This is a genomic window from Burkholderia theae, assembly GCF_048565265.1.
In the GTDB taxonomy this organism is placed as follows: domain Bacteria; phylum Pseudomonadota; class Gammaproteobacteria; order Burkholderiales; family Burkholderiaceae; genus Burkholderia; species Burkholderia theae.
In genome coordinates, this window is record NZ_CP183463.1 from 1,118,190 (window position 1) to 1,141,794 (window position 23,605).

20 protein-coding genes and 1 pseudogene are annotated in these 23,605 nt (G+C 63.2%); 14 read left to right on the forward strand and 7 right to left on the reverse strand.

Translation table 11 applies throughout. The features are described from left to right. The first annotated feature begins 149 nt into the window (after positions 1-149). The 8 genes and pseudogenes from ACN22W_RS37580 (at position 150) to ACN22W_RS37615 (ending at position 8,996) form a co-directional block, all read left to right on the forward strand. Complete coding sequence (locus ACN22W_RS37580) at positions 150-1,424, forward strand: dicarboxylate/amino acid:cation symporter (protein WP_419690134.1); 1,275 nt, start codon at positions 150-152, stop codon at positions 1,422-1,424. Beyond that, on the forward strand, positions 1,421-2,881 hold the full coding sequence (locus ACN22W_RS37585) for an aspartate/glutamate racemase family protein (RefSeq protein ID WP_419690135.1): 1,461 nt from the start codon (positions 1,421-1,423) through the stop codon (positions 2,879-2,881). Before ACN22W_RS37580 ends, ACN22W_RS37585 begins: the two co-directional genes overlap by 4 nt. A 93-nt stretch (positions 2,882-2,974) precedes the next feature. Further along, positions 2,975-3,229, forward strand: a pseudogene (gene aspA / locus ACN22W_RS37590) (aspartate ammonia-lyase); the annotation flags it as partial. Between the two features lie 97 nt (positions 3,230-3,326). Next, positions 3,327-3,560, forward strand: coding sequence for a hypothetical protein (locus tag ACN22W_RS37595; RefSeq protein ID WP_419690136.1), 234 nt, complete (start codon positions 3,327-3,329; stop codon positions 3,558-3,560). 125 nt (positions 3,561-3,685) lie between these two features. Continuing rightward, entirely contained in the window at positions 3,686-3,928 is a 243-nt protein-coding gene (locus tag ACN22W_RS37600) for a hypothetical protein (protein ID WP_419690137.1), read from the forward strand. Beyond that, complete coding sequence (locus tag ACN22W_RS37605) at positions 3,925-4,686, forward strand: hypothetical protein (RefSeq protein WP_419690138.1); 762 nt, start codon at positions 3,925-3,927, stop codon at positions 4,684-4,686. The genes ACN22W_RS37600 and ACN22W_RS37605 overlap by 4 nt, the downstream gene beginning before the upstream one ends. A gap of 27 nt (positions 4,687-4,713) precedes the next feature. Then, a complete protein-coding gene (locus ACN22W_RS37610; RefSeq protein ID WP_419690139.1) occupies positions 4,714-6,102 on the forward strand; it encodes a hypothetical protein in 1,389 nt (462 codons plus the stop codon). Positions 6,103-6,284: 182 nt separating this feature from the next. Continuing rightward, positions 6,285-8,996 carry a tetratricopeptide repeat protein gene (locus ACN22W_RS37615; RefSeq protein ID WP_419690140.1) on the forward strand — a complete coding sequence of 904 codons (2,712 nt, stop codon included), beginning with the start codon at positions 6,285-6,287 and terminating at the stop codon, positions 8,994-8,996. Between the two features lie 92 nt (positions 8,997-9,088). Here ACN22W_RS37615 and ACN22W_RS37620 read toward each other — a convergent pair whose 3' ends face one another. The 7 genes from ACN22W_RS37620 to ACN22W_RS37650 form a co-directional block, all read right to left on the reverse strand. After that, entirely contained in the window at positions 9,089-9,388 is a 300-nt protein-coding gene (locus ACN22W_RS37620; RefSeq protein WP_419690141.1) for an H-NS family nucleoid-associated regulatory protein, read from the reverse strand. 211 nt (positions 9,389-9,599) lie between these two features. Beyond that, on the reverse strand, positions 9,600-10,703 hold the full coding sequence (locus tag ACN22W_RS37625; protein ID WP_419690745.1) for an ImpA family type VI secretion system protein: 1,104 nt from the start codon (positions 10,701-10,703) through the stop codon (positions 9,600-9,602). 2 nt (positions 10,704-10,705) lie between these two features. After that, positions 10,706-11,773 (reverse strand): type VI secretion system baseplate subunit TssG, encoded by a 1,068-nt coding sequence (gene tssG, locus ACN22W_RS37630; protein WP_419690142.1) that lies wholly within the window; start codon positions 11,771-11,773, stop codon positions 10,706-10,708. Beyond that, positions 11,773-13,662, reverse strand: coding sequence for a type VI secretion system baseplate subunit TssF (tssF, locus tag ACN22W_RS37635; RefSeq protein ID WP_419690143.1), 1,890 nt, complete (start codon positions 13,660-13,662; stop codon positions 11,773-11,775). The genes tssG and tssF overlap by 1 nt, the downstream gene beginning before the upstream one ends. Before the next feature lie 38 nt (positions 13,663-13,700). Next, on the reverse strand, positions 13,701-14,258 hold the full coding sequence (tssE, locus tag ACN22W_RS37640; protein ID WP_419690746.1) for a type VI secretion system baseplate subunit TssE: 558 nt from the start codon (positions 14,256-14,258) through the stop codon (positions 13,701-13,703). After that, positions 14,251-15,102 carry a type VI secretion system accessory protein TagJ gene (locus ACN22W_RS37645; RefSeq protein ID WP_419690144.1) on the reverse strand — a complete coding sequence of 284 codons (852 nt, stop codon included), beginning with the start codon at positions 15,100-15,102 and terminating at the stop codon, positions 14,251-14,253. Before ACN22W_RS37645 ends, tssE begins: the two co-directional genes overlap by 8 nt. Continuing rightward, a complete protein-coding gene (locus ACN22W_RS37650) occupies positions 15,099-15,737 on the reverse strand; it encodes a TagK domain-containing protein (RefSeq protein WP_419690145.1) in 639 nt (212 codons plus the stop codon). Before ACN22W_RS37650 ends, ACN22W_RS37645 begins: the two co-directional genes overlap by 4 nt. A gap of 545 nt (positions 15,738-16,282) precedes the next feature. Here ACN22W_RS37650 and tssH point away from each other — a divergent pair. The 6 genes from tssH to tssK all read left to right on the forward strand — a co-directional run bounded on the left by tssH (position 16,283) and on the right by tssK (position 23,600). Further along, a complete protein-coding gene (tssH, locus tag ACN22W_RS37655) occupies positions 16,283-18,964 on the forward strand; it encodes a type VI secretion system ATPase TssH (protein ID WP_419690146.1) in 2,682 nt (893 codons plus the stop codon). Positions 18,965-19,001: 37 nt separating this feature from the next. Continuing rightward, a complete protein-coding gene (gene tssB, locus ACN22W_RS37660; RefSeq protein ID WP_419690147.1) occupies positions 19,002-19,544 on the forward strand; it encodes a type VI secretion system contractile sheath small subunit in 543 nt (180 codons plus the stop codon). Positions 19,545-19,571: 27 nt separating this feature from the next. After that, positions 19,572-21,065 (forward strand): type VI secretion system contractile sheath large subunit, encoded by a 1,494-nt coding sequence (tssC, locus tag ACN22W_RS37665; RefSeq protein WP_419690148.1) that lies wholly within the window; start codon positions 19,572-19,574, stop codon positions 21,063-21,065. An 88-nt stretch (positions 21,066-21,153) separates the two neighbouring features. Then, positions 21,154-21,639, forward strand: a complete 486-nt coding sequence (locus ACN22W_RS37670; RefSeq protein WP_048249919.1) for an Hcp family type VI secretion system effector — start codon at positions 21,154-21,156, stop codon at positions 21,637-21,639. Between the two features lie 79 nt (positions 21,640-21,718). Next, positions 21,719-22,222 (forward strand): type VI secretion system lipoprotein TssJ, encoded by a 504-nt coding sequence (tssJ, locus tag ACN22W_RS37675; RefSeq protein ID WP_419690149.1) that lies wholly within the window; start codon positions 21,719-21,721, stop codon positions 22,220-22,222. Between the two features lie 31 nt (positions 22,223-22,253). Beyond that, complete coding sequence (gene tssK / locus ACN22W_RS37680) at positions 22,254-23,600, forward strand: type VI secretion system baseplate subunit TssK (RefSeq protein ID WP_419690150.1); 1,347 nt, start codon at positions 22,254-22,256, stop codon at positions 23,598-23,600. The last annotated feature ends 5 nt before the right edge of the window (positions 23,601-23,605 follow it).

A 23,605-nucleotide genomic window follows, 5' to 3' on the forward strand; every position in this document is an offset into this window, starting at 1 on the left:
ACCGTCATGATGCACTAGCATCGTGGTTTTATTGACGCTCCCTACCATTCGTTCCAACGGCAAATGTGACGCCCGGTCAGCGTCATTTGGGCCCATTCCTAGCGCTCGGCAGCCTTCGGCAGTCCGGCGCCACCCAAGGACGAATGGACATGAAGAATCGCCTCACTCTCAGCATCGCTGTCGGCATGATCCTCGGTGTCATTGCCGGCTACGCGTGTCACCAGAGCATCGCCGACCCGGGCACGCTCAAAACGGTCGCCGGCTATTTCGCGATCGTGACGGACATCTTTCTGCGGCTGATCAAGATGATCATTGCGCCGCTGGTCTTCGCCACACTCGTCTCCGGTTTGGCCGGGATGGACAGTGGTGAAGACGTCGGCCGTATCGGTCTTCGCTCGGTCGGCTGGTTCATCTGCGCATCGCTGATTTCGTTGGGCCTTGGGCTCATCATGGCCAATGCGCTGGAACCGGGAGCCGGTCTTCATCTTACGGACACCGCCGGCGAGGTAAACACGGGGCTGAATACGGCTGCGTTAAACGCGCGGGACGTGATCACGCACGCATTCCCGACCAGCCTGCTCGATGCGATGGCCCGCAACGACATTCTGCAGATTCTCGTATTTTCGGTGTTCCTGGGCATCGCGCTGAGTGCGCTGAAGAAAGATCCACGGGTCGGCATTGTTATCCAGGCAATCGACGGTCTGGTGCCGGTGATGTTGCGTCTTACGAACTACGTGATGCGTGCGGCGCCGCTCGGCGTGTTCGGCGCGATTGCTTCCGCGGTCACGCTTCGCGGCCTGGATGTGATTTATACGTATGGCAAGCTGATCGGCTCGTTCTATCTCGGGTTGCTCATCCTTTGGGTGATCCTGGTGGGTATCGGTTATGCATTTCTTGGGCGACGTGTCGGCAGTCTGCTGAAAGCGGTGCGTGAACCCGCATTGATCGCCTTCTCCACCGCGAGCAGCGAGGCCGCCTATCCACGCCTGACCGAACAACTGGAGAAGTTCGGCGTCGACAAGAAGGTGGTCGGGTTCACGCTTCCGTTGGGTTACGCGTTCAACCTCGATGGCTCGATGATGTATCAGGCGTTCGCAGCGATCTTCATCGCACAAGCCTTCGGCGTGCACATGCCGTTATCGCAGCAGATCTACATGTTGTTGATTCTCATGCTGAGCAGCAAGGGCATGGCAAGCGTGCCGCGCGGATCCGTCGTCGTCGTCGCTGCCGTGGCCCCGATGTTTCACCTGCCGGTTGCGGGCGTCGCAATGGTCCTCGCGATCGATCAGATTCTCGATATGGGACGCACGATGACAAACGTCATCGGCAACAGCGTCGCGACGGCAGTGATTGCGAAGTGGGAAGGCAAGCGGTCGGCAAAGTCGAGTAACGCCGGATTCGACCAACCGGAGCTGAACGCATGAAACGTCCTGAATCCATGAGTGCTCGGCGGAAATTCGGCGTTGTCGGTGGTCTTGGGCCGCTTGGAAGCGCTGACGTCTTCTTCAAGATGGTGAAGGCGACCCCTGCGTCGTCCGACGACGAGCATGTCGATCTGATCTTCGAGCAACGGCCATTCAGCGGCTCGGGATCGAGCAGCGCGGCGACAACGGGGCGCAAGCTTTACGTTTTCGACATGATCCGTGAATTCGAGAAACGCGGTGTGACGACCGTCGTGCTCCCATGTTTTCTCAGCCACACGTTTATCGATGAATTGAAGGCGAACACGCGGTTGCCGATCGTCAATATCGTCGAGGCGCTTCGCTGTTACGTGCAGCGAAAGTTCCCGGACGCTACCCGCATTGGCGTGATGGCGTCGGACTATGTGCGCGGCAAGAAACTGTTCGAGACGTACTTTCCTTCACCGCGGTTCGAAATCATCTATCCGCGGGCGCATGGCGATAACGATCCGGTGACCGACGCGATTTATGGGCCACTCGGGATCAAGCGCGGCAACCTCCGCGGGCGGCCGGTCGAACTACTGCGCGCTGCGAGCGAGGATCTGGCAGATCAGGGGGCGCAGGTCATTGTCCCGGCTCTGACGGAAATCGCACTTGTAGCCGACGCGCTCGGCCCGCAGCGGGTGCCGCTGATTGATTCCAACCTGGCATATGCGCAGTACGCCGTCTCGGCGCCAGGCGGTTCGCGCGCGCCGACGTTCAAGGTCGGTGTCGTTGGTGGTGTCGGGCCGGCGGCGACAGTCGACTTTTTGAACAAGGTCGTTCGAAACACACCGGCGTCGCGCGATCAGGACCACATCAAGCTGCTTGTCGAGCAGAATCCGCAAATTCCAGACCGGACGGAAAACCTCGTCGGCACCGGTACGGACCCGACGATTTCGTTGTATGCGACATGCAAGAAGCTCGAGGACGGAGACGCAGACATCATTGCGATTCCATGCAACACCGCCCATGCGTTTGTCGAGCGGATTCAACCTTGTCTCGGCATCCCGATCGTCAACATGCTGACGGTCACTGTCGCTTACCTTCGCGAAACCTACCCTGCGTTGCGACAGGTCGGTGTGCTGGCAACGTCCGGCACGATCGAAAGCGGCGTTTATAAGAAGGCGCTTGAGGCGCACGGACTCACACAGGTAGCGCCAGAACCAGCGCTGCAGGCACGCGTGATGGAAGCGATCTACGGCAAGAACGGCGTCAAGGCAGGTTTCTCGACGGGGCGATGCGAAGAAGACATCAACGCCGCTGTCGACGGATTGATCGCCGACGGTGTCGACGTGATTGTCCTCGGATGTACCGAGCTTCCGATTCTGCTGGCGAGCGGGGAGTACGTCGCACGAAACGGCGCACGGGTCACACTGGTCGATCCGACGGAAGTACTGGCGCGCAGATGCATAGCCTATGCGACCAACGCCGGCGATTGAACCGTAGACGTCCCCCAACCATTCAGCCATCCGGTGCGCATGCAGTCGCATGTGGCGCCGGACCCTCGCGTCGGCTTATATCCCATGATCACCAATGCGTTTGCGCCGGTAATCGCCGACAGTCTTTTCAAAGGCGTCGCTCAACTGCGTGCAGGTTGTCTCACATTGGCATCGGAATGTGTCGACGGGATCACCGCGAATCGAGAAAGACTGCAGTCGATCGCCGAGCATTCGATCGGAATCGTGACAGCACTCAATCCGTATAGCGGCTACACAAATGCCACCAACCTGGCGCGGCGAGCGTTGGAATCTGGCAGAGGCGTCGCCGAGATCGTGATCGAAAGAGGCTAGCTGACATGCGCGCAGCTCGACGAAATCGGAACGACTGAGGCACCCTTACCTGCGTTTTGCGAAGACGGAGGTACGGATATTCAAGGCAGACACGTTGAAGAGCATTTTTGCGGATGACCTGATGCACGAGACTGAGTCTGCCTTCCAACAGGGCGGCATCCCGTACAGCTACAACTGGTACTCGGCAGTGAAGGATGATTTACTACACGCTATTCAAGGCGTGAATGAAGCGTTGATGGAGCTTGTGCCGCAGTTCAAGGCCGATTTGCTGGCGAGTCGTGGACAAGTGTCAACGGTGAGTGCCGTAGGTGCCAAGAACACCAACTAACCGCCCTGGGAGTTGGGTCACAAACTGACCCGCAAATACGCAATGTACGCATGGCGATCCCACATGACGTTTCAACGCGACCGTCACTTATTGCTCATCATAGCGGTGACTGCGTGGTGCACTGGATGCACACGCAACAGGCATCGTTCCAGATGGCGGCACTGCGACAACCAGTCGCTACTGGCGCCGGAGGCGGGCAGACCGTCAACATTGCTCCCACCATTCGCGGCGTCTCGAACAACACCTACGGCCGTGCGCTTTTCGGTTTGCAGATCTTGCCCTGGATCGTGATGGGCGGCGGCAACGCGTCCGGGCGGCCCATGATGTCTGGGATTTTCTGGGACCGTCGGACGGCAACGCGCCGGTGACGGTGTTTTTGGGCGTCATGGTGACCACGGTATGGGGGCTCGCGCGGTGGATTTTCACTGGTGGCGCAACGAAGGTCGTCGAGCTGCAGTTGATGGATCAGTTCGGCCATCGGCGCGAAAATGTCACGGAGCGTAGGGGCAAGAGCGTGGGCGTCGCCATGTGCATTGGGGGAGGGGCATTTTTGATAGACTGCATCGCGACAAGCGGCACGGGTCAACGCAATCCCCTGATGCACTTGACTTCCGATATAGCGCCGGTAGTATCCGGCGACGGTTATCGGATCCTATTCGACTACGCCAACAGCGGGTTTGCGAACTGGGCGGTCCTCGCATTCGGCCCGTGCCTTGTGGCGGTCGGCATCGTGGTTGTCCGGTTTCGTAACGATCTGCCGGTACAGGCGCCTGCCTTCATGCGCAAGGTCTTCCCGTTCGTCTGGCTGGGTTTCGCGATAATGTGGACAGCCATTGCGTTCGGAAGCACGTATGGCACGACACATTGTCTCAGGAGCGCAATCGCCGCCGGTGAGGTTCGCATGGTGGAAGGCGAGGTAAGCGCCTTTGAACCCATGCCTTATGCCGGGCACGCGATGGAGCGATTTTGTGTCGGGCAGGCATGCTTTCCATGCTCCGACTATGTGATGACGGGAGGCTTCAATAACACCGCATCGCATGGCGGGCCGATCCGCGCCGGCTTGCCGGTCAGGGTCAATTATGTTGACGACGTCATCGTCAAGCTCGAAGTTGCAACTGAAAAATAAGCGATCACGCGTTCGAATTTCGACCTTATGAAAATAAAAACAGGCCTTTTCGGGGTGTTGCTGTCCATCGCGACCGCAACGGCATATGGATTGGGCGTGCAGAGCGCGCCTGCGGAGCCGGCGGCTTCCGCGCCAGCGGCAAATCCGGTCATTAACCTGACGCCGGCGCAGATCAGCGAACGCGCGCGTGCCTACATTGTGCATATCGGGGTGGATCCCGACTCGGAAAACGGGCAGATCATGATCGCCTGGTTCACCCGGATCGTGCAGAACCCGGACTATATGGCGCGACTGCGCAGCATGCGCGGCAGATCCGCCGTGGGCGAGGACATGATGCTGCCTCCGGCGGAGCGGCTGCAGTTCCTTCGGCTGCTGAAGGACATCGCGGGCGAGTCGAAGAACGGTTGCGAGATGTCGAAACTGACCGGCGGCGATCTGGCGACGCTGGCGAAGACGTCGTCACCGAAGATGCTGCGGAGCACGTTCGAATTGCTGGACCTCGTTGGCGAGCGGCATGGCGCATCGTCCGACGACGATGAGCATTACACCGTAGCCGAATTGCTCGAGGTCAACGCGCGCATGGATGCGATCGACGTGCCGCCATGGCTTGCGAAGCAAGACAAGCCGAACACGTGTGCGCTGGTCAAGTTTGCGGTCGACACGCTCGACAAGCTTCCCGAGCCGGAACAGCGGCGGGCGACCTATGAACTCTTCAAGTTGATCGCAGACGGGAAATCGGCGAGCGAAACCGTCCTTGCCGATCCCGGTGCGTATCTGGATGAAGTATTCGACGAGCGGCGCTTGCCGGACGCCATTCGCAGCCAGTTGCCGCCCGATGGCAGCCGGCCGTTGCCGTATGCCCGCCTGATCGTGGACGGGGAATGGGTGAACAAGACGACGCCGAAGGATTCGGGCCCGTATGTCGACACCTATGTCAATCGACGCAACAACGGCGTGGTCGTCGAGCTGATGACGACGAAAGACGCGTCGGGGAACACCAACTGGTCGTCGTTCGATATGGGGTACGGGCTGGCGGATCTGTTGAACCAGAACGTTCGCGCGCCCCGGTACGCATCGATGCTCCGTACGCTGAAGGAAACGTCGGCGATCGCATTGGCGAACGAACCGCTGACGGAGGGCAAGCGTGTCGAGATCGGGGTGCCCCAACCGTCGAGCCACGGCCAACTGACCCGACGATGCGACATCGGCAAGACCGAGCCCGCGTCGACGATCTTCGGTACGTTGACCGGCAATGCCGTCAATCTCGACTGTAGCGAGGTACGCAAGGACGGGACGACGGTTCGCGTGCGCTCCGTATGGCTGGCCGACTACCGGATCGAATTGAGCAAGACGATCGACGACGAGGACGGCCGAACCGACGTCATCATCAAGAACGTCACGATCGTGACGCCATGAGGCCGGTGGGCAAACCTCGGCCGCGCGTTCCGGCGGTGCGGCGTATCGACTGCGTCGGGCCCGCGCTGAAATGGTCAATCGGAGCCGCAGGGCTGATGGCGGGGCTGACCATCGGGTTCGGCAGCGCCGCTGCGCCTCGGCCCGGGCCGCTGCCTGTCGCGATGCCGGCAACGCAACGCGCCGTGTCCGTTTCCGTCCACGACGACACGACGCCATGCGTACTGGCGCTGAACGCGCGGTTCGACAGCCTCCTGCTGAAGAACAAACCAGCGCAGGTTCGCAGCCTTTGCCGACAGGAAGCCGAGGCCGGCAACCTGACGGCCCGCGCGCTCTACGGGCAGATGGTGCTGCATGGCTACGCGGCCCGTCCCGACCTGAAACGCGGGATGACGATCCTCGAATCGGCGGCGAGCGACGGTTCGACGCTGGCCAAGCGCGCACTCGGCTATGTCTACTACGATGGCGTCGCGCTGCCGCGGAACCATGCGACGGCATACGCATGGTTCGTGTCGGCGGCGCGCGACGGCGATACGGCATCGGCCAACCAGCTCGGCGGGATGAATGCGGACGGCGATGGGCAACCGGCCGACAATGCGGCCGCCTACCGGTACTTCGTGAAGGCCGCCGAGGGCGGGTCGGCTGCGGGCGCGGCGAACGCGGGGAAATTCGCGCTGGCCGGGCGCGGGGTGGCGCGCGACCCGGTGGTCGCGGCGGCGTGGCTGTCGCGCGCCGCGGCGGGCGGTCAGGCGGACGGGCAGTTCGCGCTCGGCCTGATGCTGATCCGGGGCGACGGCGTGCCGCGCGATGTCGAGCAGGGGACAACGTGGCTGCGCGCCGCGGCGGACCAGAACCACACCGAAGCGCAGGCGGTGCTGGGTAACCTCTATCTCGCGGGCATCGGCGTGCCGCGCGACGCGCAGCGCGGCTTCGGCCTGATTTCGGCCGCGGCGCGTGCCGGCTCGACCTACGCGCAGCGCAGGCTCGGCGAGCTGTATGGAAGCGGGACGGGCGTGCCGCGCGACGACGCGAAGGCGCGCGACTGGTACCGCAAGGCGGCGCTCGCCGGCGATACGCGGGCGCGTTACGCATTGGCGAACCTCTATCTGTTCGGCCGTGGCGGTCCGGTCGACAAAGAGGCCGCGTTGGGATGGATGCAGGGCGCGGCCGACGATGGGCTGGCGGTCGCGCAGAACGATCTCGGCGCAATGCTGCACAACGGCCTGGGGACGCAGCCGGATCCCGTCGCCGCCAAACCGTGGTTCGAAAAAGCCGACGCGCAGGGCAATGGCGCCGCGGCGGCCAATCTCGCGCGTTACGCGGCACGCGGCGACGGTGAGCCGGTCGATCTGCGCAAGGCTTTTCGGCTGGCCACGCGCGGTGCGGATCGTGGTGACGAAGCGTCCGCCCTGATGGCCGCCAACATGGCATGGCGCGGAGAAGGCACGAGCGTCGACCGGACGCAGGCGATGCAGTGGTTCCGGTTTGCCGCGGACCACGGCAACCTCGAGGCGGCGCGATGGGTCGGCTATCAGTACCTGACGGGTACCGTCGGCGTGCCGCGCGACGAGCAGACGGGCTTGCGCTACCTGAAGCAGGCCGCCGACGCGGGCGATCCGGCTGCCGGCGTATCGGCCGGGTTCTACTTGAGCGAGCACCACACGTCGTTCGCGGGCAGGACGGGGCTTCAATGGCTGGAGGACCTCGCGAGCCGCAAGGTGCCTGCCGCGTATTCGGCGCTGGGCACGGTGTATTGGCGTGGGCAGTCGGGCGGTCCGCAGCCGGCGATCGCATTCGACTGGTTCTCGCGCGGGGCGAAGCTGGGTGACGCCGCATCGCAGGCGATGCTATGCACGATGTATCTGGATGGAAATGGCACGCCGCGCCGTCCGGCCGAGGCTGCGCGCTGGTGCCGCACGGCCGCCGGCAGCAATGTCGGTGCGATGCGTGTCCTTGCGTCGGCCGATAGCGGCCTCGTTGCCGCGGACGAGCGTGCGTACTGGCAATGGAAACTCGCGGATCGCGGCGAGCCGGCGTACCAGTCGTCACTTGGCGATGCGTACGATCTGGGCGACGGCGTCCCGGTGGACTTCGATGCGGCGACGTACTGGTTTCGCCGGGCGGCCGAGCAGGGGAACGTGTCGGCGCAAGGTTCGCTCGCGTGGCATCTGTCGACCGGGCTCGGCGGTCGCACCGACGACTACGAAGCGTTCGCGTGGGCACTGCGTGCCGCGCCGACGAGCACCGAGGCGAAGCGGATGGTGGGCATCGCCTACCTGCACGGCCGCGGCGTCGCGCGTGATCCGAAGGAAGCGTCCACGTGGCTCACCAGTGCGGCTGCTGCCGGATCGCAGTGGGCGGAAAGCGATTTTGCGCTGATGTACGAAACGGGCGACGGCGTGCCCCGGGACGAAACGGTCGCAATGGACTGGCATCGCCGCGCGGCGCGACGTGGCTCGGCGGTATCCGAGATCGCGCTTGCGCTGCGCAGCCTCGCGCCGGCAATGGACACCGGGCTTTCGGCCGGCGAGAAACGCTGGCTGGTGCCAGCCGATCCGGCGGCCACGCTATGGAGCGATTCGCCCGTCAGCGCGGCCGCGGCTGCCAACCGCCAGTGGGACGGGCTGTCGAGCCTGAACGAGGCGCTGCTCGGGGATCCGTTCATGCAGTATGCGGTCGGCATGCGGTTCCTGACCGGCAACGGTCTGCCAAGAGACAGGGCCCTCGGTGCAGCGTGGGTCGCGCGTTCGCGTGCGAGTTTCGATGCGCAGCCCGGTCTGGAGAGGTATGGCGCTGCTGCGGCACTCGTCGAGGCGCGAATCGCTCAGCGGCTTGATGACGGGGAAAAACAGCGTGCCGCCGATATTGCCGGGAATCTGATCTCGACGTTACCGTGAACGTGGCTGGCTACAGTGAACCGGATGCAGACTTCGGCGATCCGAAGTATCGTGCGTGCCCGCTGCTGCGCGAGAGGCTGTCGGCGTGCGATTCAAGCCTGGGTAGCCGTTGCCGCGATCTGAAATCGAGCACGGTCCTTGCCCTCGATCCAAGCCGGCGGCCGCCCTCGACCACTCCACGTGGCGCCGGATTCTGGATCACGGTACTTTGCAGGCGGTCGTTGCCGCGTCTGCACGCGCGTGGCGCCATAGATCTCCTGTGACGTGATATCGAACTCGCCGACCATGCCTTTGATCTCGACGAGTGCGGTAGTTCGGGCGTTCGCTTTGGCCGCGTCAATTTGAGCATCGAGAGCTTCGCGTTGCGCGAGGAGTGCTTGATACGTCGACATCGGTTTCTCCTGTGAGAAATTCGAAACAGGCATCGCTTGCGTGGCCACTCTTGCATGAACCCGAATATCAAGTATTCGAATATCAAGTCGCAATCCCGACAAGCTCACACGGCTGGCCGTGTGCTTCGGGTCGAGAATACGTATCTTGTGTCGATCCGACTTCGACGTACACGCCGAACCGTCACCACGGCCATGTTGTTTTCCAGTGCGGTCACGAACCGTCTTCCTCTTCCCACTGCACCAGAAGCTCGGCCGGAATCGCCTTGACGACCTCGGCATAGCGTTTGCCGACGAACTGCTCGGCGCGTTTGAGTAACACCGGAATCGGGCTGCTCGGTTCGTGATTCTCGAACCACGTCCGTGCGGCGCGAATCGTCGCAAGCGCGGAGTCGCGATCGGACGGCACGGAGTTCATTAGGGGCGGGGCACAGTCAGGATCGCTCGCCGATACGGGATGCACAGGTGCGGTCGGCATTACCGTGTCGTCTTGCGATGATGTGTCGGCCATCGCGGTCGGGGCGGGAAACGTATCGGGCGGTTCGGCCGAATCGGCGTGCGTGGACGAGCCCAGCCTGTCGAGTAGTCGCGCCAGCGTCGAAAGGTCTGGCTGGAACGATTCGAGATGATCGTCGCACCACGCGTTGATCGTGGCGAGATCGGCGATCGTATCGTCGATGCCTTCGATCGTTGCCGGTTGCAGCATACGCAGATCCTGCAACTGCTGGACGACGGAATCGGGCGAGAGCGCATCGGCCGGACGCGGATGCGCGAACGCGCGCTCGACGTCGCGCACCTGCAGGCGGGTAGCGGTCGACTTCATCAGCACGATTTCTCGCACATCGACCAGCAACCCGTCGGGATCCGACAGCGCTTGCAACGCGTTCATCCGCATTTCCAGCGCCGCGTCGCGATCGCTGTCGGCGCTCGTCTGTGGATGGATATCATCCGGAAACGCTTGCACCCAGGCAGCCAGTAGCGCGATGCCGTCGGCCAGGCCCGTCACACCACCGAGACATGTGCGGCAACGCGTATACAACACGGCGACACGCAAATCCTTCGTGCGCATCATGAGCCGCCGACAATCCCGTTCGATCTCGCTCCAGTTGAGCGGATCGGGCACGCCCACGAACGCGCCGTACTGTACGTCCTGTTTGGGGGCGACACGGGAAAACAGCACGACGAAATCGTGGTCGTATTCGAGATCCGGGCCGCAGGGCGCATCGTCGCTCACGGGCGCGAGCCAGTCGAAAGGCGGCACATTCGTGACGGTGATCGGGCCCTGTCTGCCGGGCGCCGAGGCTTGCCTCTTGCTCATGGTCAGTTCCTGGTATCGGTGACACGGCGATCGATAGGCCGCACGTAACGTTCGGGCTCGAATCGCATGCCGACAATGGGCTTGCGCGGGTCCGGGCGCCCCAGCCATCCGGACCATCCGATGCGCTGCCGGCCGCCCATGACCGCCGGCGGCGCACTCTTCGGCTTGATCCGCAACTCAAGCTCCCATTCCAGCTCGTAACCGACGAACGCGCGCACCCACTCGACGAGCCGTGGCAGATCCTCGCCCTGCGGCGTGAAGCGCAGATAGGCGTCGAGATCGACCGGGCCGATCACGATGCGAAAGCGGTGCTGGCGATCGGGTGCGACGCGGCCGAGCATCGCGCCTTGCCCCATCGTTGCCACCTTCCCCGGGCGGCCCATGCGGCCGAGGTCGGCGGGGTCGATCTCGATCCAGTGAAACACGTTCTCCTGGATCGCAACGGGCACGCCGAAGTAGCGTTCGAGCGTGGCACGCAGACCGTCCGGATTGCGTGCTTCGCGCACGAGGTGCGCGGTGGCGGCGAGACGTGCGTGCGAGGGCAGCGGGCGCCGGCTGATTTCGCCGATGTCGTGCCCGACGAGGCTCGCGACGTAGAACGAAAACCGCTCGTTGTCCTTCCGGTCGAGCCCGGCGGTCGACTGGGACGACGCCCACGCGCGATAGAGGAGCGTGAAGAAGCGGTGATGGAAGAGATCGAAAAAATCGATCGTCGTCGTATCTCGCCGGCTGTCCTCGCGATCCTTCGCGATCTCGGTCACGTGGATCGGCAGCGGGCCATTGGGGCCAAGCATCCCGAGGCCGAACAGCCGCACCTTCAGTCGCCCGTCGGCTTCGTGCGCGTTGGCAACTTCGCGCGGCGCGAACGCAAGGCTCGGCTGCTGGCCGAGCCGGAACGGTTCCGAACGAGGCCGACGTGCGGTGCCGATCGGATCGATCGCCGGATTCGCGCCGATGCGTCGCAATAGCGACAGGAAACCGAAACGCCAGGGCTCGGCCTGCAAGTGTTCGAGCAGCTCTGGCGACAGCGTGCTGTCTCGCAGCAGCGCCGGCAGCGTCGCGCGTTTCATCACAGGACTCCGCGTGCGCCCGTGCGCACCGGCCAGCGGGCAATGCGCCCGCGCTGCATCGAATGCAGTTCGGTCTGCGTGAAGCTGTTGATCGATACGTGCCGTGCGAGCCAGTGCTCGAGGATCGTGCCGAACAGATAGGGGCTTACGCCAGAGAAGCCGGTCTCGTCGACCGTCAGCAAGCACTCGACACCGCGCCCGAACGTCATCGGGCCGGTCCCCGGCAGCTTGCGCGTCACCGGACGCGTCTTGACGCCGACCAGGCTTTCGACTTGCCGGTTTTGCGCGGAGTCGCCTTCCGCGAGGTACAGACGCAGCAGATCGCGTAGCCCCTGGCCGCCTTCGCGGTGATCGAGATCGTCGAGCGGCAGGTAATTGAAGTTGAGTTGGCGGATCAGGCGCCACGCCATGTCCCGCTCGGCATACGGCGGTAGCGGCGGACTCGGCGGCCGGATAAGACCGATGCTTTCTACCGGCGCGGACTCCGCGGTCTCCAGATCGCGCACGCCGTCGCGCGGCACGAGCGTGGCCAGATCCCGGTTGGTCAGGAGCGCGTCGACCGACAGGAAGCGGAGGTTTTCGGCGTAAGGGGCCTCGTTCTGGTCGACGAGCGAGAGAAACACCTCGGTGCCGACGTAAGGTGTGCGTGTGCCATAACGACGCGAGGAATGGGACACGAGGCGCTGCTCACGCCGCATCGAGAAATAACGTCCGTGATTGCCTTCGTCGTTGTTCAGTGTCTGGTAGAGCGGACGGAATTCAAGTTCGTCGGATGTCAGGGCCACCTGCCCGTACACGGTCTCCACCGAAAATACCTCGTAGTCGAGCGGCGCCAGTCGAGCCGGCACGAGGTGAAACTCGGTTTCGCGCGGTGAGATCTCGATCCGATCGGTATGCTTGCTGAAGAGATTGATGACCGGCGTGCAGAACAGCGCGAAGCGTGACGCATCGACGAGGTTTGCGAGCTCGGCCGGCGGGCGGTCGAGCAGCACGACGATCTCGATCTCGCGGCTGTCAGTGCGTGCAAAGCCTTCGGCAAGGCCAGTCAACGCAAAGAACCAGAACCGCGCGGGACACGCGAAGTACTCGTGCAACAGGTTGTGCCCGTGGAACTTCGCCCAGGTGAGCGGCAACAGGTGTTGACCGGCGCGCAAACCTTCGTGCTCCACTGCGCCTTGCGTGACGGCGGCGAGCGAGCGGCCCGGCTGGCCGAACTCTCCGGGTGCGCCGATCACGGACGCGATGGCGCCGGCGTGCAGCAGTTCGAACAGGTGAGAGGCCACTTGCTCATCGCCGGCCAGATAAACGGGGAGCCGATCGAGGCCCTTCAGATCGGCGATCCGCACGTCGCCGGTCGTCGCCAACCGCAACCGCAAGGCGCCGCGTACTTGTGTATCGGGCGGGACGTATCTCGCGAGTCCCGGGATGTCCGGCGGCACGCCCGTCAGGCGCGCGTCGGTGATCGTGAGCGGCCACAGGGTGACGTCCTGCCCGCTCGTGAACCGGCACGCCGTTCTCTCTCCGTCGGGAACCCGGGCGGTGAACGACGTGCCGCGCGCGATACGATACCCTTTGACGAGGTTGCCCTCCGCCCGGCCGGGATACAGGCGAGCGACGGCAATCGACGGTGTGGGCGCAACGTAATTCGGGTAGATGACCTCGAGCAGCCGCTCGGTAAAGCGCGGAAATTCGGCGTCGAGCTTGATCTGCATGCGCGCGGCCATGAAGCTGAATGACTCGATCAGGCGTTCGACGTAGGGGTCGGCCACTTCGCCTGCCTGCATGCCGAGCCGACGTGCGATCTTCGGGTGTGCATGCGCGAATTCGGCTGCCAGCTCGCGCATGTAGATGAGTTCCTGGTTGTAGTAGTCGAGCAGTCGCGGGTCCATCGGATAGGTCTCGTCGTTGTCGTTGTGCCGCGTTGCGCCTAGCTGGTGCGCATGCCGGTGATGCGAATCTCGCTCGTTTCGAGATCCAGCGAACTCTGCACCATGAATTCGAGCGGGTACGGGTCCATATGAATCAGTCCGCGAACCTCGAACGCCAGGACATGGTGATGCTCGCCGCCGTCGTCGGCATGACGAGGCGATACCACCAGCGAATCCGGAATCAGACGCGGCTCGAAATCGGTAATGGCCTGCCGGATCATGCGTTCGACGCTGTTCCACTGACGTGACGCGATAAAGGCCCCCGCGACCGGCGGCACGCCGAAGTTGACGGTCGAAGCCGCCGCGTGCGGATGGTGCGCGCGATCGATCTGATCCTCGATGCTGGTCGTGTTCAGCAGATAGGCGAGGTCGCGCTGCACGATGTCACGCATCTGTTTGCGCGTCACCGTATATTCCTCCGGGGCTTCGACGTGGCGATGCGGTGCGTCGTCGCGCAGCCGGTCGAGCAGGGTCGGCATCAGGTGCGCGTTGGCTCGGCGGGGTGTGCGGACCGCCAGCGTATCCGGGGCGTGCGACGGTCTTTTGCGATCAGTCATCGACTCGCTCCCTTCCGGCGGCGCCGTCGATGCCATGCGTGCCGAATTCCGCATTCGGCAATTCGAACAGACTGAAGTCGTCTTGGTTGGTGATCCAGGTCTTTCGGCCGAAACCTATGACACCGGTTCGCCCGTGCGCCTGCCAAACGGTCTTGTGCCCGAGGCGCACAGCGTCGTCACCGGTCTCCGAACCCGGATATCGGGAAGGCATGAAACCGTGGACGATGCTTTGGTCGACGAGCGTGAGCGTGCACGGCGCCCAAACCAGGTCGACCAGTTTTGTTGGACGCGACACGCGCCACGCTACGAGATCGGCGATCGGCACCCAGCGGTAGTGCCCGGCCGTGACGACCTCGCAGACCGGGCCGAAACGTGAATCGCTGTCGACGATCCAGTCTGCAGGTCCCTGCGGAATACGTACGGCAACGGTCGGCGCGGCGTCGAGTGCTGCCTCACGCGCATCGTCGGCTTGCTCGCTTTGTTCGCAGGCAGCCAGGCGCAGCGCATTCAGCAGACCCTCGACCCACGCGGTCGGCTCGAACACGAAGCCCGGGCGTACGTGTCCGTCGACGACCTGCTTGCGCCAGCTTTCGGCACGGATCAGGTCGCGATAGACCTGTGCGGTTTCCACTTGGCCGGGTTCGAGCTTCGCCCACGTCTGCAACTGCTGGATCGCTCGCGGCCATTCACCCGTTACGCACATCAACTGGAACAGCGCCCACCGATGGGATGCCGTGGTTGGCTGCGCGCGCAAGTGCGTCGAGATGCGCTCGATCTGTTCGCTGAGCGGAGCGTCACTCAAGCATTTGGCTTGGGGTGAGCCGGAGGTCTCGCGGTGAATCATCCTTCGTCCCTGCGTTCGGGGGCGGACAGCGGACTGTCTACCGACAGCGCGTGGTGTTCGCGCCGAGTGAGCGGGGGCGGCAGCGCCGACCCCTGCCGCGCGGCCGCCGCGTGAAATTCCGGAGGGGCAAACAGTCGCAGGATCTCCGGCACGGGTTCATCGTCCAGGATGTGCCCGGCGTGCCGATCGAGTTGCTCGAACACATCTTCCAGCTTGGGGTTGCCGCGCAATAGCACTTCGATCGAATCGCATTCGTCGCGTACGCCAGGATCGACTTGCGGATCTGGCACGGGCGCGTGCGATGTCGGTTGATCCCCCAGTGGCATCAGATCCGCCGCAACCGACGCGTGGGGATCGGTCAGCGCGCGCCAGTACTGCGCGTGCAACGTCTCGACCAACGAGTCGCTACCGTCGGCGTTGGCCGGGGTGCGCACATGTGCATCGGCACTGTCCATGCCTCCGATACCGAGATCGACCAGTACGTCATCGTTGCTGCGCGGATGGTCGACCACTTCGTAATCCGGAAGATCGTGATATTCCACGTAGGGCTTCTGCTGTTCCCGGTTTCCGTCAAGCACAGGCTCGTCGTGCGAAATATCCGGTTGGCGACGCCACGGCTGACGAAAGAAACGCATCTGGGTGTCCGGTGACAAGAATTTCGCATTCTAACCACGAGTCCAGGTGGTTCGTCCATCGTCATGTGGATTATCGATTCGTCGATATTGGTTCGGAATATTTTTGAGATTTATGATGAAGTGTTAAATACGGTAACAGTTAGCGTGGAAATGATTTGAAAATCATGCTGATACGTATTTGTGAAAAAATGCAAATAACAGGATTAGTGAAAATATCTCAAAATAACAAGGACTTGTATTTTCTTGATCTGGATCGGTTGGCGTGATGTTGCTCGTGAAAATATGCGTGATCGGGGCGTGGTCGATGCGGGGTATACCAGGGGTGCCGTAATTTGATTTCGGTAATTTTGGTGAGTGGAATGGATTGACTGTAATTGAATTTCATGCCGATAATGCCGCTCCGATTCGATTTGGCCGATTGAATCGGGTCGAAGAGAGAGCGATGTATCGAGTATTTCCAGCGGCATCGGGCGAAGCATCTGCGTAGCACTCCTGATGGAGCCGGAATGATGCTCGTGGCATCACGACCAACAACAAAGAACATCATGACCATTTCGCGCCAAGCATTGTTCGGTAAGCTCGGGGTTCAGCTTTACCGGGGTATCGAGTCGGCAACGAATTTCTGCAAGTTGCGCGGGAATCCGTTCGTCGAACTCGTCCACTGGCTGCATCAACTGCTGCAGCAGCCGGACGGCGACCTTCAGCGGATCGTTCGCCACGCCGGGATCGATCGCAATACGCTCGAGCGTGACTTCGCGCGGGCACTGTCTGCGTTGCCTGCTGGTGCAAGTTCGATCAGCGATTTTTCGTCGCACGTCGAATCGGCAATCGAGCGCGCGTGGGTGCTTGCGACGCTCGAATACGGTGACCGCCGCGTGCGCGGTGCGTGGTTGATCGCGGCACTCGTGTCCACGTCTGACTTGCGGCGCGGGTTGCTTGCCGTCTCCCCCGCGTTCGGCAAGATCCCTGTCGACGGCCTCGCTGACGTGCTTCCGGCCTGGATCGCGGGTTCGCCGGAAGCGGCCGATGAACCGTACGACCGCAGCGAATGGCTGCCCGCCACGCCGGGCGAAGCATCCGGCGCGATGCCGGGCGCGCCGAAGGGCGGTTCGCTCGAGCAGTACTGCACGGACCTGACGGCGCGGGCTCGCGCTGGCGAAATCGATCCGGTCATCGGCCGCGAGCTCGAGATCCGCACGATGATCGACGTGTTGCTGCGCCGGCGGCAGAACAACCCGCTGGTGACCGGCGAAGCCGGCGTCGGCAAGACGGCCGTGGTCGAAGGCCTCGCACGCGCGATCGCATCGGGCAACGTGCCGCCGAAGCTGGCCGACGTGCGGCTGCTTGGTCTCGATGTCGGGGCGCTGCTTGCCGGTGCCAGCATGAAGGGGGAGTTCGAGGCCCGCTTGAAGAGCCTGCTCGACGCGGCAGCGAAATCGGCTGCCCCGGTGATCCTGTTCATCGACGAAATCCATACGCTGATCGGCGCGGGCGGCCAGGCGGGCACGGGCGACGCTGCCAACCTCCTGAAGCCGGCGCTCGCGCGCGGCACGATCCGGACGATCGGCGCGACGACCTGGGCCGAATACAAGCGGCATATCGAAAAGGATCCCGCGTTGACCCGGCGTTTCCAGGTGCTGCAGGTCGCGGAGCCATCCGAAGCTGCTGCCACCGACATGGTGCGGGGCCTCGCGGAAACGTTTTCGGCACATCACGGTGTCGTGGTGCGTGACGAGGCGATCCGGGGTGCAGTGACGTTGTCGCACCGCTACATTCCGGCACGCCAGTTGCCGGACAAGGCGATCAGCCTGCTCGATACCGCTTGTGCGCGGGTCGCGCTGTCACAACATGCCACGCCGCGCGAGCTCGACGACGCGCGTCAACGGCTCGCGGCCGCGCGTGCCGAGGAGACGCTACTGGTGCAGGAAGCCCGGATCGGGCTCGAGGCGGACAAAAGGCTGGCCGCCGTGCGTGCGCGTATCGACCGGCTGACGTCGGACGCGAACGCGGTCGAGACCCGGTGGCGTGAACAGGCGGCGGCCGCGCAAGCGTTGCGCGTCGCCCGCGAAGGGTTCGCCGGGGAGCAGGACGACTCGCCGATGCCGGTGGAACGGTTGCGCAAGCTCGAGCATGCGCTGGCCAACCTCCAGGGCGAGGCACCGCTCGTGTTTCCGGAAGTCGACGAGGCGATCGTCGCGGAGATCGTTTCGGATTGGACCGGTATCCCGGTAGGTCGCATGGTCACGGACGAGGTGGCCGCGGTGCGCCGACTGCCCGAAACGCTGGCGGCGCGCGTGATCGGCCAGACCGATGCGCTGCGCGTGATCGGCGAGCGCGTGCAGACCGCGCGGGCCGGCCTGACCGACCCGAAGAAGCCGCTCGGCGTGTTCCTGCTTGCGGGGCCGTCGGGCGTGGGCAAGACGGAATCGGCGCTGGCGCTGGCCGAGGCGCTGTACGGCGGCGAACAGAACCTGATCACGATCAACATGAGCGAGTATCAGGAAGCACACACCGTGTCGGGCCTGAAGGGGGCCCCGCCCGGCTACGTCGGTTATGGCGAAGGCGGGGTCCTGACCGAAGCGGTGCGTCGCCGTCCGTACGCGGTCGTGCTGCTCGACGAGGTTGAAAAGGCTCATCGCGACGTGCACGAAATGTTCTTCCAGGTGTTCGACAAGGGCTACATGGAGGACGGCGACGGCCGCCACATCGATTTCCGCAACACGACCATCCTGCTGACCAGCAACGTCGGTGCCGATCTGACCGCGAGCCTGTGCGCGGATCCAGTGTTGTCGCCCGATATGGACGGGTTGCGGGGCGCGCTCACTCCCGAATTGCTGAAAGCCTTCCCGGCGGCCTTTCTCGGGCGGGTAACGGTCGTACCGTACCGGCCGCTGGCCGATGCCGCGCTCGCCCGCATCGTCCGCCTGCATCTCGGACGCGTGGTGAAGCGCATGGCCGACAACCATCAAATCGCGCTCACCTACGACGATGCGGTGGTCGACTACATCGTCGGCCGCTGTCTCGTACAGGAGACCGGTGCGCGCATCCTCATCGGCTTCATCGAACAGCACGTACTGCCGCGCCTGTCGGCCCTCTGGCTCGACGCGTTCACGTCGAAGGCCGCGCTTGAAGGTATCGCAATCGGCGTCGCCGATCCAGCTGCTGCGCCTGTGCAGGCGTTGACGTTCGATGCATTGCCATCCCGTTTGGACGAAGCGCTTTGCTGAGCGCCGTCCACTTACCACCGTTCAGGAGAACCTGTTCATGTCCGCTTCCAGCAGTTCGCAGAAATTCATCGCGCGCAATCGTGCGCCGCGTGTGCAGATCGAGTACGACGTCGAGGTCTACGGCTCGGAGAAAAAGGTCGAGCTGCCGTTCGTGATGGGCGTGCTGGCCGACCTGTCCGGCAAGCATCCGGTTGAGCCGCTGCCGGCGGTATCGGATCGGCGGTTCCTCGACATCGATATCGACAATTTCGACGAGCGCATGAAGGCAATCCGTCCGCGCGTCGCGTTTGCCGTGCCAAACACGCTGACGGGTGAAGGCCAGATGATGGTCGACATGAATTTCGAGAGCATCGAGGACTTCTCGCCGGCCGCTGTCGCCCGAGAGGTCGAGCCGTTGCGCCGGCTGCTCGAAGCACGTACGCAGCTCGCGAACCTGCAGACCTACATGGACGGCAAGTCGGGCGCCGAGGCGCTCGTTACCCAGTTGCTGCAGGACCCGGCGTTGCTCAAGTCGCTGGCCGCCGCGCCGAAGCCCGTGCGCCACGAAGGCGAGGCGGACGACCAGAACGAAACGAACTGACCGACGAAACGATCGAGGATGACCACCATGGCGAAACAGCACGCACAGGCCGATCAAGCTCAGACGGCTACCCAGTCCGACTTTACGCAGCTGCTCGAACGGGAGTTCCGCCCGAAGACCGAGCAGGCACGCGAAGCGGTCGAATTTGCGGTCCAGACGCTCGCCGAGCAGGCGCTGACGCAATCGACCACGATCAGCGACGATGCGTACAAGAGCATTGCCGCGATCATCGCGCAGATCGACCACAAGCTCTCCGAACAGATCAACCTGATTCTCCACCACGACGACTATCAGGCGCTGGAGTCGGCGTGGCGCGGTTTGCATCACCTTGTGTCTAACACGGAGACGGACGAGCACCTCAAGATTCGCGCGCTCGATGTCTCGAAGAACGAACTGCATCGCACGATGCGCCGATACAAGGGCATCGCGTGGGACCAGAGCCCGCTCTTCAAGCAGATCTACGAGCAGGAATACGGCCAGCTCGGCGGCGAGCCGTACGGCTGCCTGGTCGCCGACTACTATTTTGACCATACGCCGCCCGACGTCGACCTGCTGGGTTCGATCGCAAAGGTCTCCGCGGCCGCGCATACGCCGTTCGTCACGGGCGCAGCACCGTCGGTGCTGCAGATGGAGTCGTGGCAGGAGCTCGCGAACCCGCGCGACCTGACGAAGATCTTCACGCAGAACCTCGAATACGCGGCATGGAATTCGCTGCGGAACACCGAGGATGCGCGCTACGTCGGGCTCGCAATGCCGCGCTTCCTCGCGCGCCTGCCGTATGGCGCGAAGACCAATCCGGTCGACGAGTTCGATTTCGAGGAAGACACGAACGGCTCGGATCACAGCCGCTACGGGTGGGCGAACGCGGCGTATGCAATGGGCGTCAACATCAACCGCTCGTTCAAGCAGTATGGCTGGTGCTCGCTGATTCGCGGCGTCGAATCGGGCGGCACGGTCGAGAACCTGCCGTGCCACACGTTCCCGACCGACGACGGCGGGGTCGACATGAAGTGTCCGACCGAGATCGCGATCTCGGACCGCCGGGAGGCCGAACTGTCGAAGAACGGCTTCATTCCGCTCGTGCATCGCAAGAACACCGATCACGCGACCTTCATCGGTGCGCAGTCGCTGCAAAAGCCGGCCGAATATCACGACGCGGATGCGACTGCCAACGCGAACCTGTCGGCACGCTTGCCGTATCTGTTCGCATGCTCGCGCTTCGCGCATTACCTGAAATGCATCGTGCGCGACAAGATCGGCGCGTTCAAGGAGCGTGAGGACATGCAGCGCTGGCTCAACGAATGGGTCATGCACTATGTCGACGCGGATCCGGCCAACTCGTCGCAAGACACCAAGGCGCGCCGTCCGCTCGCAGCAGCCGAAGTCCTCGTCGAAGAAGTCGAGGGCAATCCCGGCTACTACCAGGCGAAATTCTTCCTGCGTCCGCATTTCCAGCTCGAGGGGTTGACGGTTTCGCTGCGGCTCGTCACCAAGCTGCCGTCGATCAAGGAAGCGGCCTGATAGAGAAGCTTGGCCCTCTCGGGTCGGGCATCGGACCTCTTTCTCTCGTGGCGCTCGACCTGTTTTCACTCACTCAAGGAGCATTGGCATGGCACAAGACATTTTCCTGAAGATCGACGGCATCAACGGCGAATCGCTCGACGACAAGCACAAGGACGAGATCGAAGTCCTGAACTGGGACTGGGAGATCCTGCAGGAATCGACGATGCACGCGGGCAGCGGCGGCGGTGCCGGCAAGGCGACGGTCAAGGATCTGACGTTCGAACACAACATCGATCGCGCGAGCCCGAACCTGATGAAGTATGCGCTGACCGGCAAGCATATCGACCAGGCGACGCTCGTGATGCGCAAGGCCGGTGGCAACCCGCTCGAGTACCTGAAGCTCACGATGAGCGACGTGATCGTTACGCGCGTGAAGCCGTCGGGCAGCAAGATGGACGCCGAGAAGAGCCGCGAAACGGTGTCGCTGTCGTTCGCGAAGGTGAAGCAGGAGTACGTCGTGCAGAACGCGCAGGGCGGCAGCGGCGGTGCGGTGACGGCCGGCTTCGACATCAAGGGCAACAAGGAAGCGTAAGCCCGCGAGATGCCGCGCGTCGGAAGAAGTTTGCTTTCTCCGCGCGGCGCATCCCGCGGTCCATCAAGGTGAAATCTGCATGCGTTCGATCCTGACTGTCGCCCCGCTCGCCAGCGTCGTGCTGCTTTCCGCCTGTGCGGGTGGCGAGTCCAAACCGAAGGAAGCGATCCGGCTTGAAATGACTGTCGACGCAAAGGCCGACGTCAATCCCGACGACCGCGGACGGGCCGCGCCGATTGTCGTGCGCGTCTACGAACTGAAGAACGACAACGCCTTCAAGGCGGCGGACTTCTTCACGCTGCAGAGCCAGGACAAGACGGTATTGGGCGACGACATCATGAAGCGCGATGAAGTACAACTGCGGCCCGGCGAGCATCGGGCCATTGTCCGGCGTCCGGATCCGGAAACGACCGCCATCGGAGTGATCGCGGCTTATCGCGACTTGCCGAATACCGTGTGGCGGACGGTGTACACGATGCCGGTCCCACCCGACAAGGCGTGGTACCGCTTCTCCACGCCGAAGCTGAAACTGAAGATCGATCTCGACGCAAAGGCCGTCAGGATCGAGGAAACCAAGAAATGAATCACGCTGCGCAACGAAACGGACGGTACGTATGAGCTGGTATGCCAAGGTCGCCTGGCAGGAAGGGTTGTTTTTCCGTCCGCAACTGTTCCAGCAACAGGATCGTTATCTGGAGAAGTACGCGCACATGCGCGCGGCGCCGCTGTCGCCGTTCTTTTTCGGTTTTGCGCACTACGCACTCGATCTGGAATCGCTCGCGCTCGGCAAGGTGATCGTCAAATCCGCCGCCGGCGTGTTCGCCGATGGCTCGCCGTTCGACGCGCCGGGCAACACGCCGCTGCCGCCTCCGTTGACGATCCGACCGGAACATCTCGATCAGGTGATCTATCTGGCGGTACCGGTCCGACTGCCGAACTGCGAAGAGACGACGTTCGAGAACACCTCGGATTCGCTGGCGCGTTACCTCGTGTTCGATACCGAGTTGCGCGACACGAATTCGATCGGCCTCGCACCCGAGTCCGTGCAGCTTTCGAATCTGCGATTGCGCCTGCTGCCCGAGAAAGAGCTCGGTGATGCGTGGATCGGCCTCGCGCTCACCAGCGTGAAGACGATACGCGCGGATGGCAGCATCGAGCTCGACAACACGCTCGTGCCGCCTGTTTCGGGTTATGGGGCAAGCGACCTGCTGACCAGCTGGGTCAGTAAGATTCACGATCTCGCGCGGTTGCGTGCGAATGCGTTGGCACAACGACTGGCGGGCACCGACGACACCACCGCGAGTGCGGCAACGGTCACGGATTACCTGTTGCTGCAGATCCTGAACCGGTACGAGCCGCTGCTGCAGCACATGCTGCGCGTGCCGACTACGTCGCCCGCGGACGTCTATGCGCTGCTGATCGGCATGGCGGGCGAACTGTCGACCCATCTGCGCACGGATACGCGCCGGCCGCTCGATACACATCCGCCGTATCAGCATACGACGCCGCACCTGTGCCTGAAGCCGATCGTCGACGACACGCATCGACTGCTCAACGCTGTGTTGGTGCGGAGTGCACAAAGCATTGCGCTCGAGGATCGGGGGCACGGTATGCGCAATGCGGTGATCGATCCGGTCGACATGCGGGGGTTTACTGCACTGGTCCTGGCCGTACACGCGGCGATGCCGCCCGATGTGCTGAAGCAGCAGTTTCTCGCGCAGGCGAAGGCGGGGCCTTCGGAGAAGCTGCCGAGCCTCGTGCGCAGTCACCTGCCGGGTATCAGCCTGCAGGCGCTTCCGGTGCCGCCGCGGCAGATTCCGTTCAATGCGGGATACATCTACTACGAGTTGACCCAGGGTGGACCGATGTGGGAGGAAGTCGTGCGCCACGGTGGCGTTGCGCTGCACGTGGCGGGGGATTTTCCGTCGTTGAAGCTGGAGCTTTGGGGCGTGCGCGCGTAGGGGCG

What these genes read in the sequence shown, in the direction of transcription:
- ACN22W_RS37610 (WP_419690139.1), top strand. Translation starts at nt 4,714, where the DNA reads ATGAAAATAAAAACAGGCCTTTTCGGGGTGTTGCTGTCCATCGCGACC.
- tssJ (WP_419690149.1), top strand. Translation starts at nt 21,719, where the DNA reads ATGCGTTCGATCCTGACTGTCGCCCCGCTCGCCAGCGTCGTGCTGCTT.
- tssB (WP_419690147.1), top strand. Translation starts at nt 19,002, where the DNA reads ATGTCCGCTTCCAGCAGTTCGCAGAAATTCATCGCGCGCAATCGTGCG.
- ACN22W_RS37580 (WP_419690134.1), top strand. Translation starts at nt 150, where the DNA reads ATGAAGAATCGCCTCACTCTCAGCATCGCTGTCGGCATGATCCTCGGT.
- ACN22W_RS37650 (WP_419690145.1), bottom strand. Translation starts at nt 15,737, where the DNA reads ATGCGTTTCTTTCGTCAGCCGTGGCGTCGCCAACCGGATATTTCGCAC.
- ACN22W_RS37645 (WP_419690144.1), bottom strand. Translation starts at nt 15,102, where the DNA reads ATGATTCACCGCGAGACCTCCGGCTCACCCCAAGCCAAATGCTTGAGT.
- ACN22W_RS37620 (WP_419690141.1), bottom strand. Translation starts at nt 9,388, where the DNA reads ATGTCGACGTATCAAGCACTCCTCGCGCAACGCGAAGCTCTCGATGCT.
- tssF (WP_419690143.1), bottom strand. Translation starts at nt 13,662, where the DNA reads ATGGACCCGCGACTGCTCGACTACTACAACCAGGAACTCATCTACATG.
- tssC (WP_419690148.1), top strand. Translation starts at nt 19,572, where the DNA reads ATGGCGAAACAGCACGCACAGGCCGATCAAGCTCAGACGGCTACCCAG.
- ACN22W_RS37670 (WP_048249919.1), top strand. Translation starts at nt 21,154, where the DNA reads ATGGCACAAGACATTTTCCTGAAGATCGACGGCATCAACGGCGAATCG.
- tssH (WP_419690146.1), top strand. Translation starts at nt 16,283, where the DNA reads ATGACCATTTCGCGCCAAGCATTGTTCGGTAAGCTCGGGGTTCAGCTT.
- tssK (WP_419690150.1), top strand. Translation starts at nt 22,254, where the DNA reads ATGAGCTGGTATGCCAAGGTCGCCTGGCAGGAAGGGTTGTTTTTCCGT.
- ACN22W_RS37625 (WP_419690745.1), bottom strand. Translation starts at nt 10,703, where the DNA reads ATGAGCAAGAGGCAAGCCTCGGCGCCCGGCAGACAGGGCCCGATCACC.
- ACN22W_RS37585 (WP_419690135.1), top strand. Translation starts at nt 1,421, where the DNA reads ATGAAACGTCCTGAATCCATGAGTGCTCGGCGGAAATTCGGCGTTGTC.
- ACN22W_RS37600 (WP_419690137.1), top strand. Translation starts at nt 3,686, where the DNA reads ATGCACACGCAACAGGCATCGTTCCAGATGGCGGCACTGCGACAACCA.
- tssE (WP_419690746.1), bottom strand. Translation starts at nt 14,258, where the DNA reads ATGACTGATCGCAAAAGACCGTCGCACGCCCCGGATACGCTGGCGGTC.
- tssG (WP_419690142.1), bottom strand. Translation starts at nt 11,773, where the DNA reads ATGAAACGCGCGACGCTGCCGGCGCTGCTGCGAGACAGCACGCTGTCG.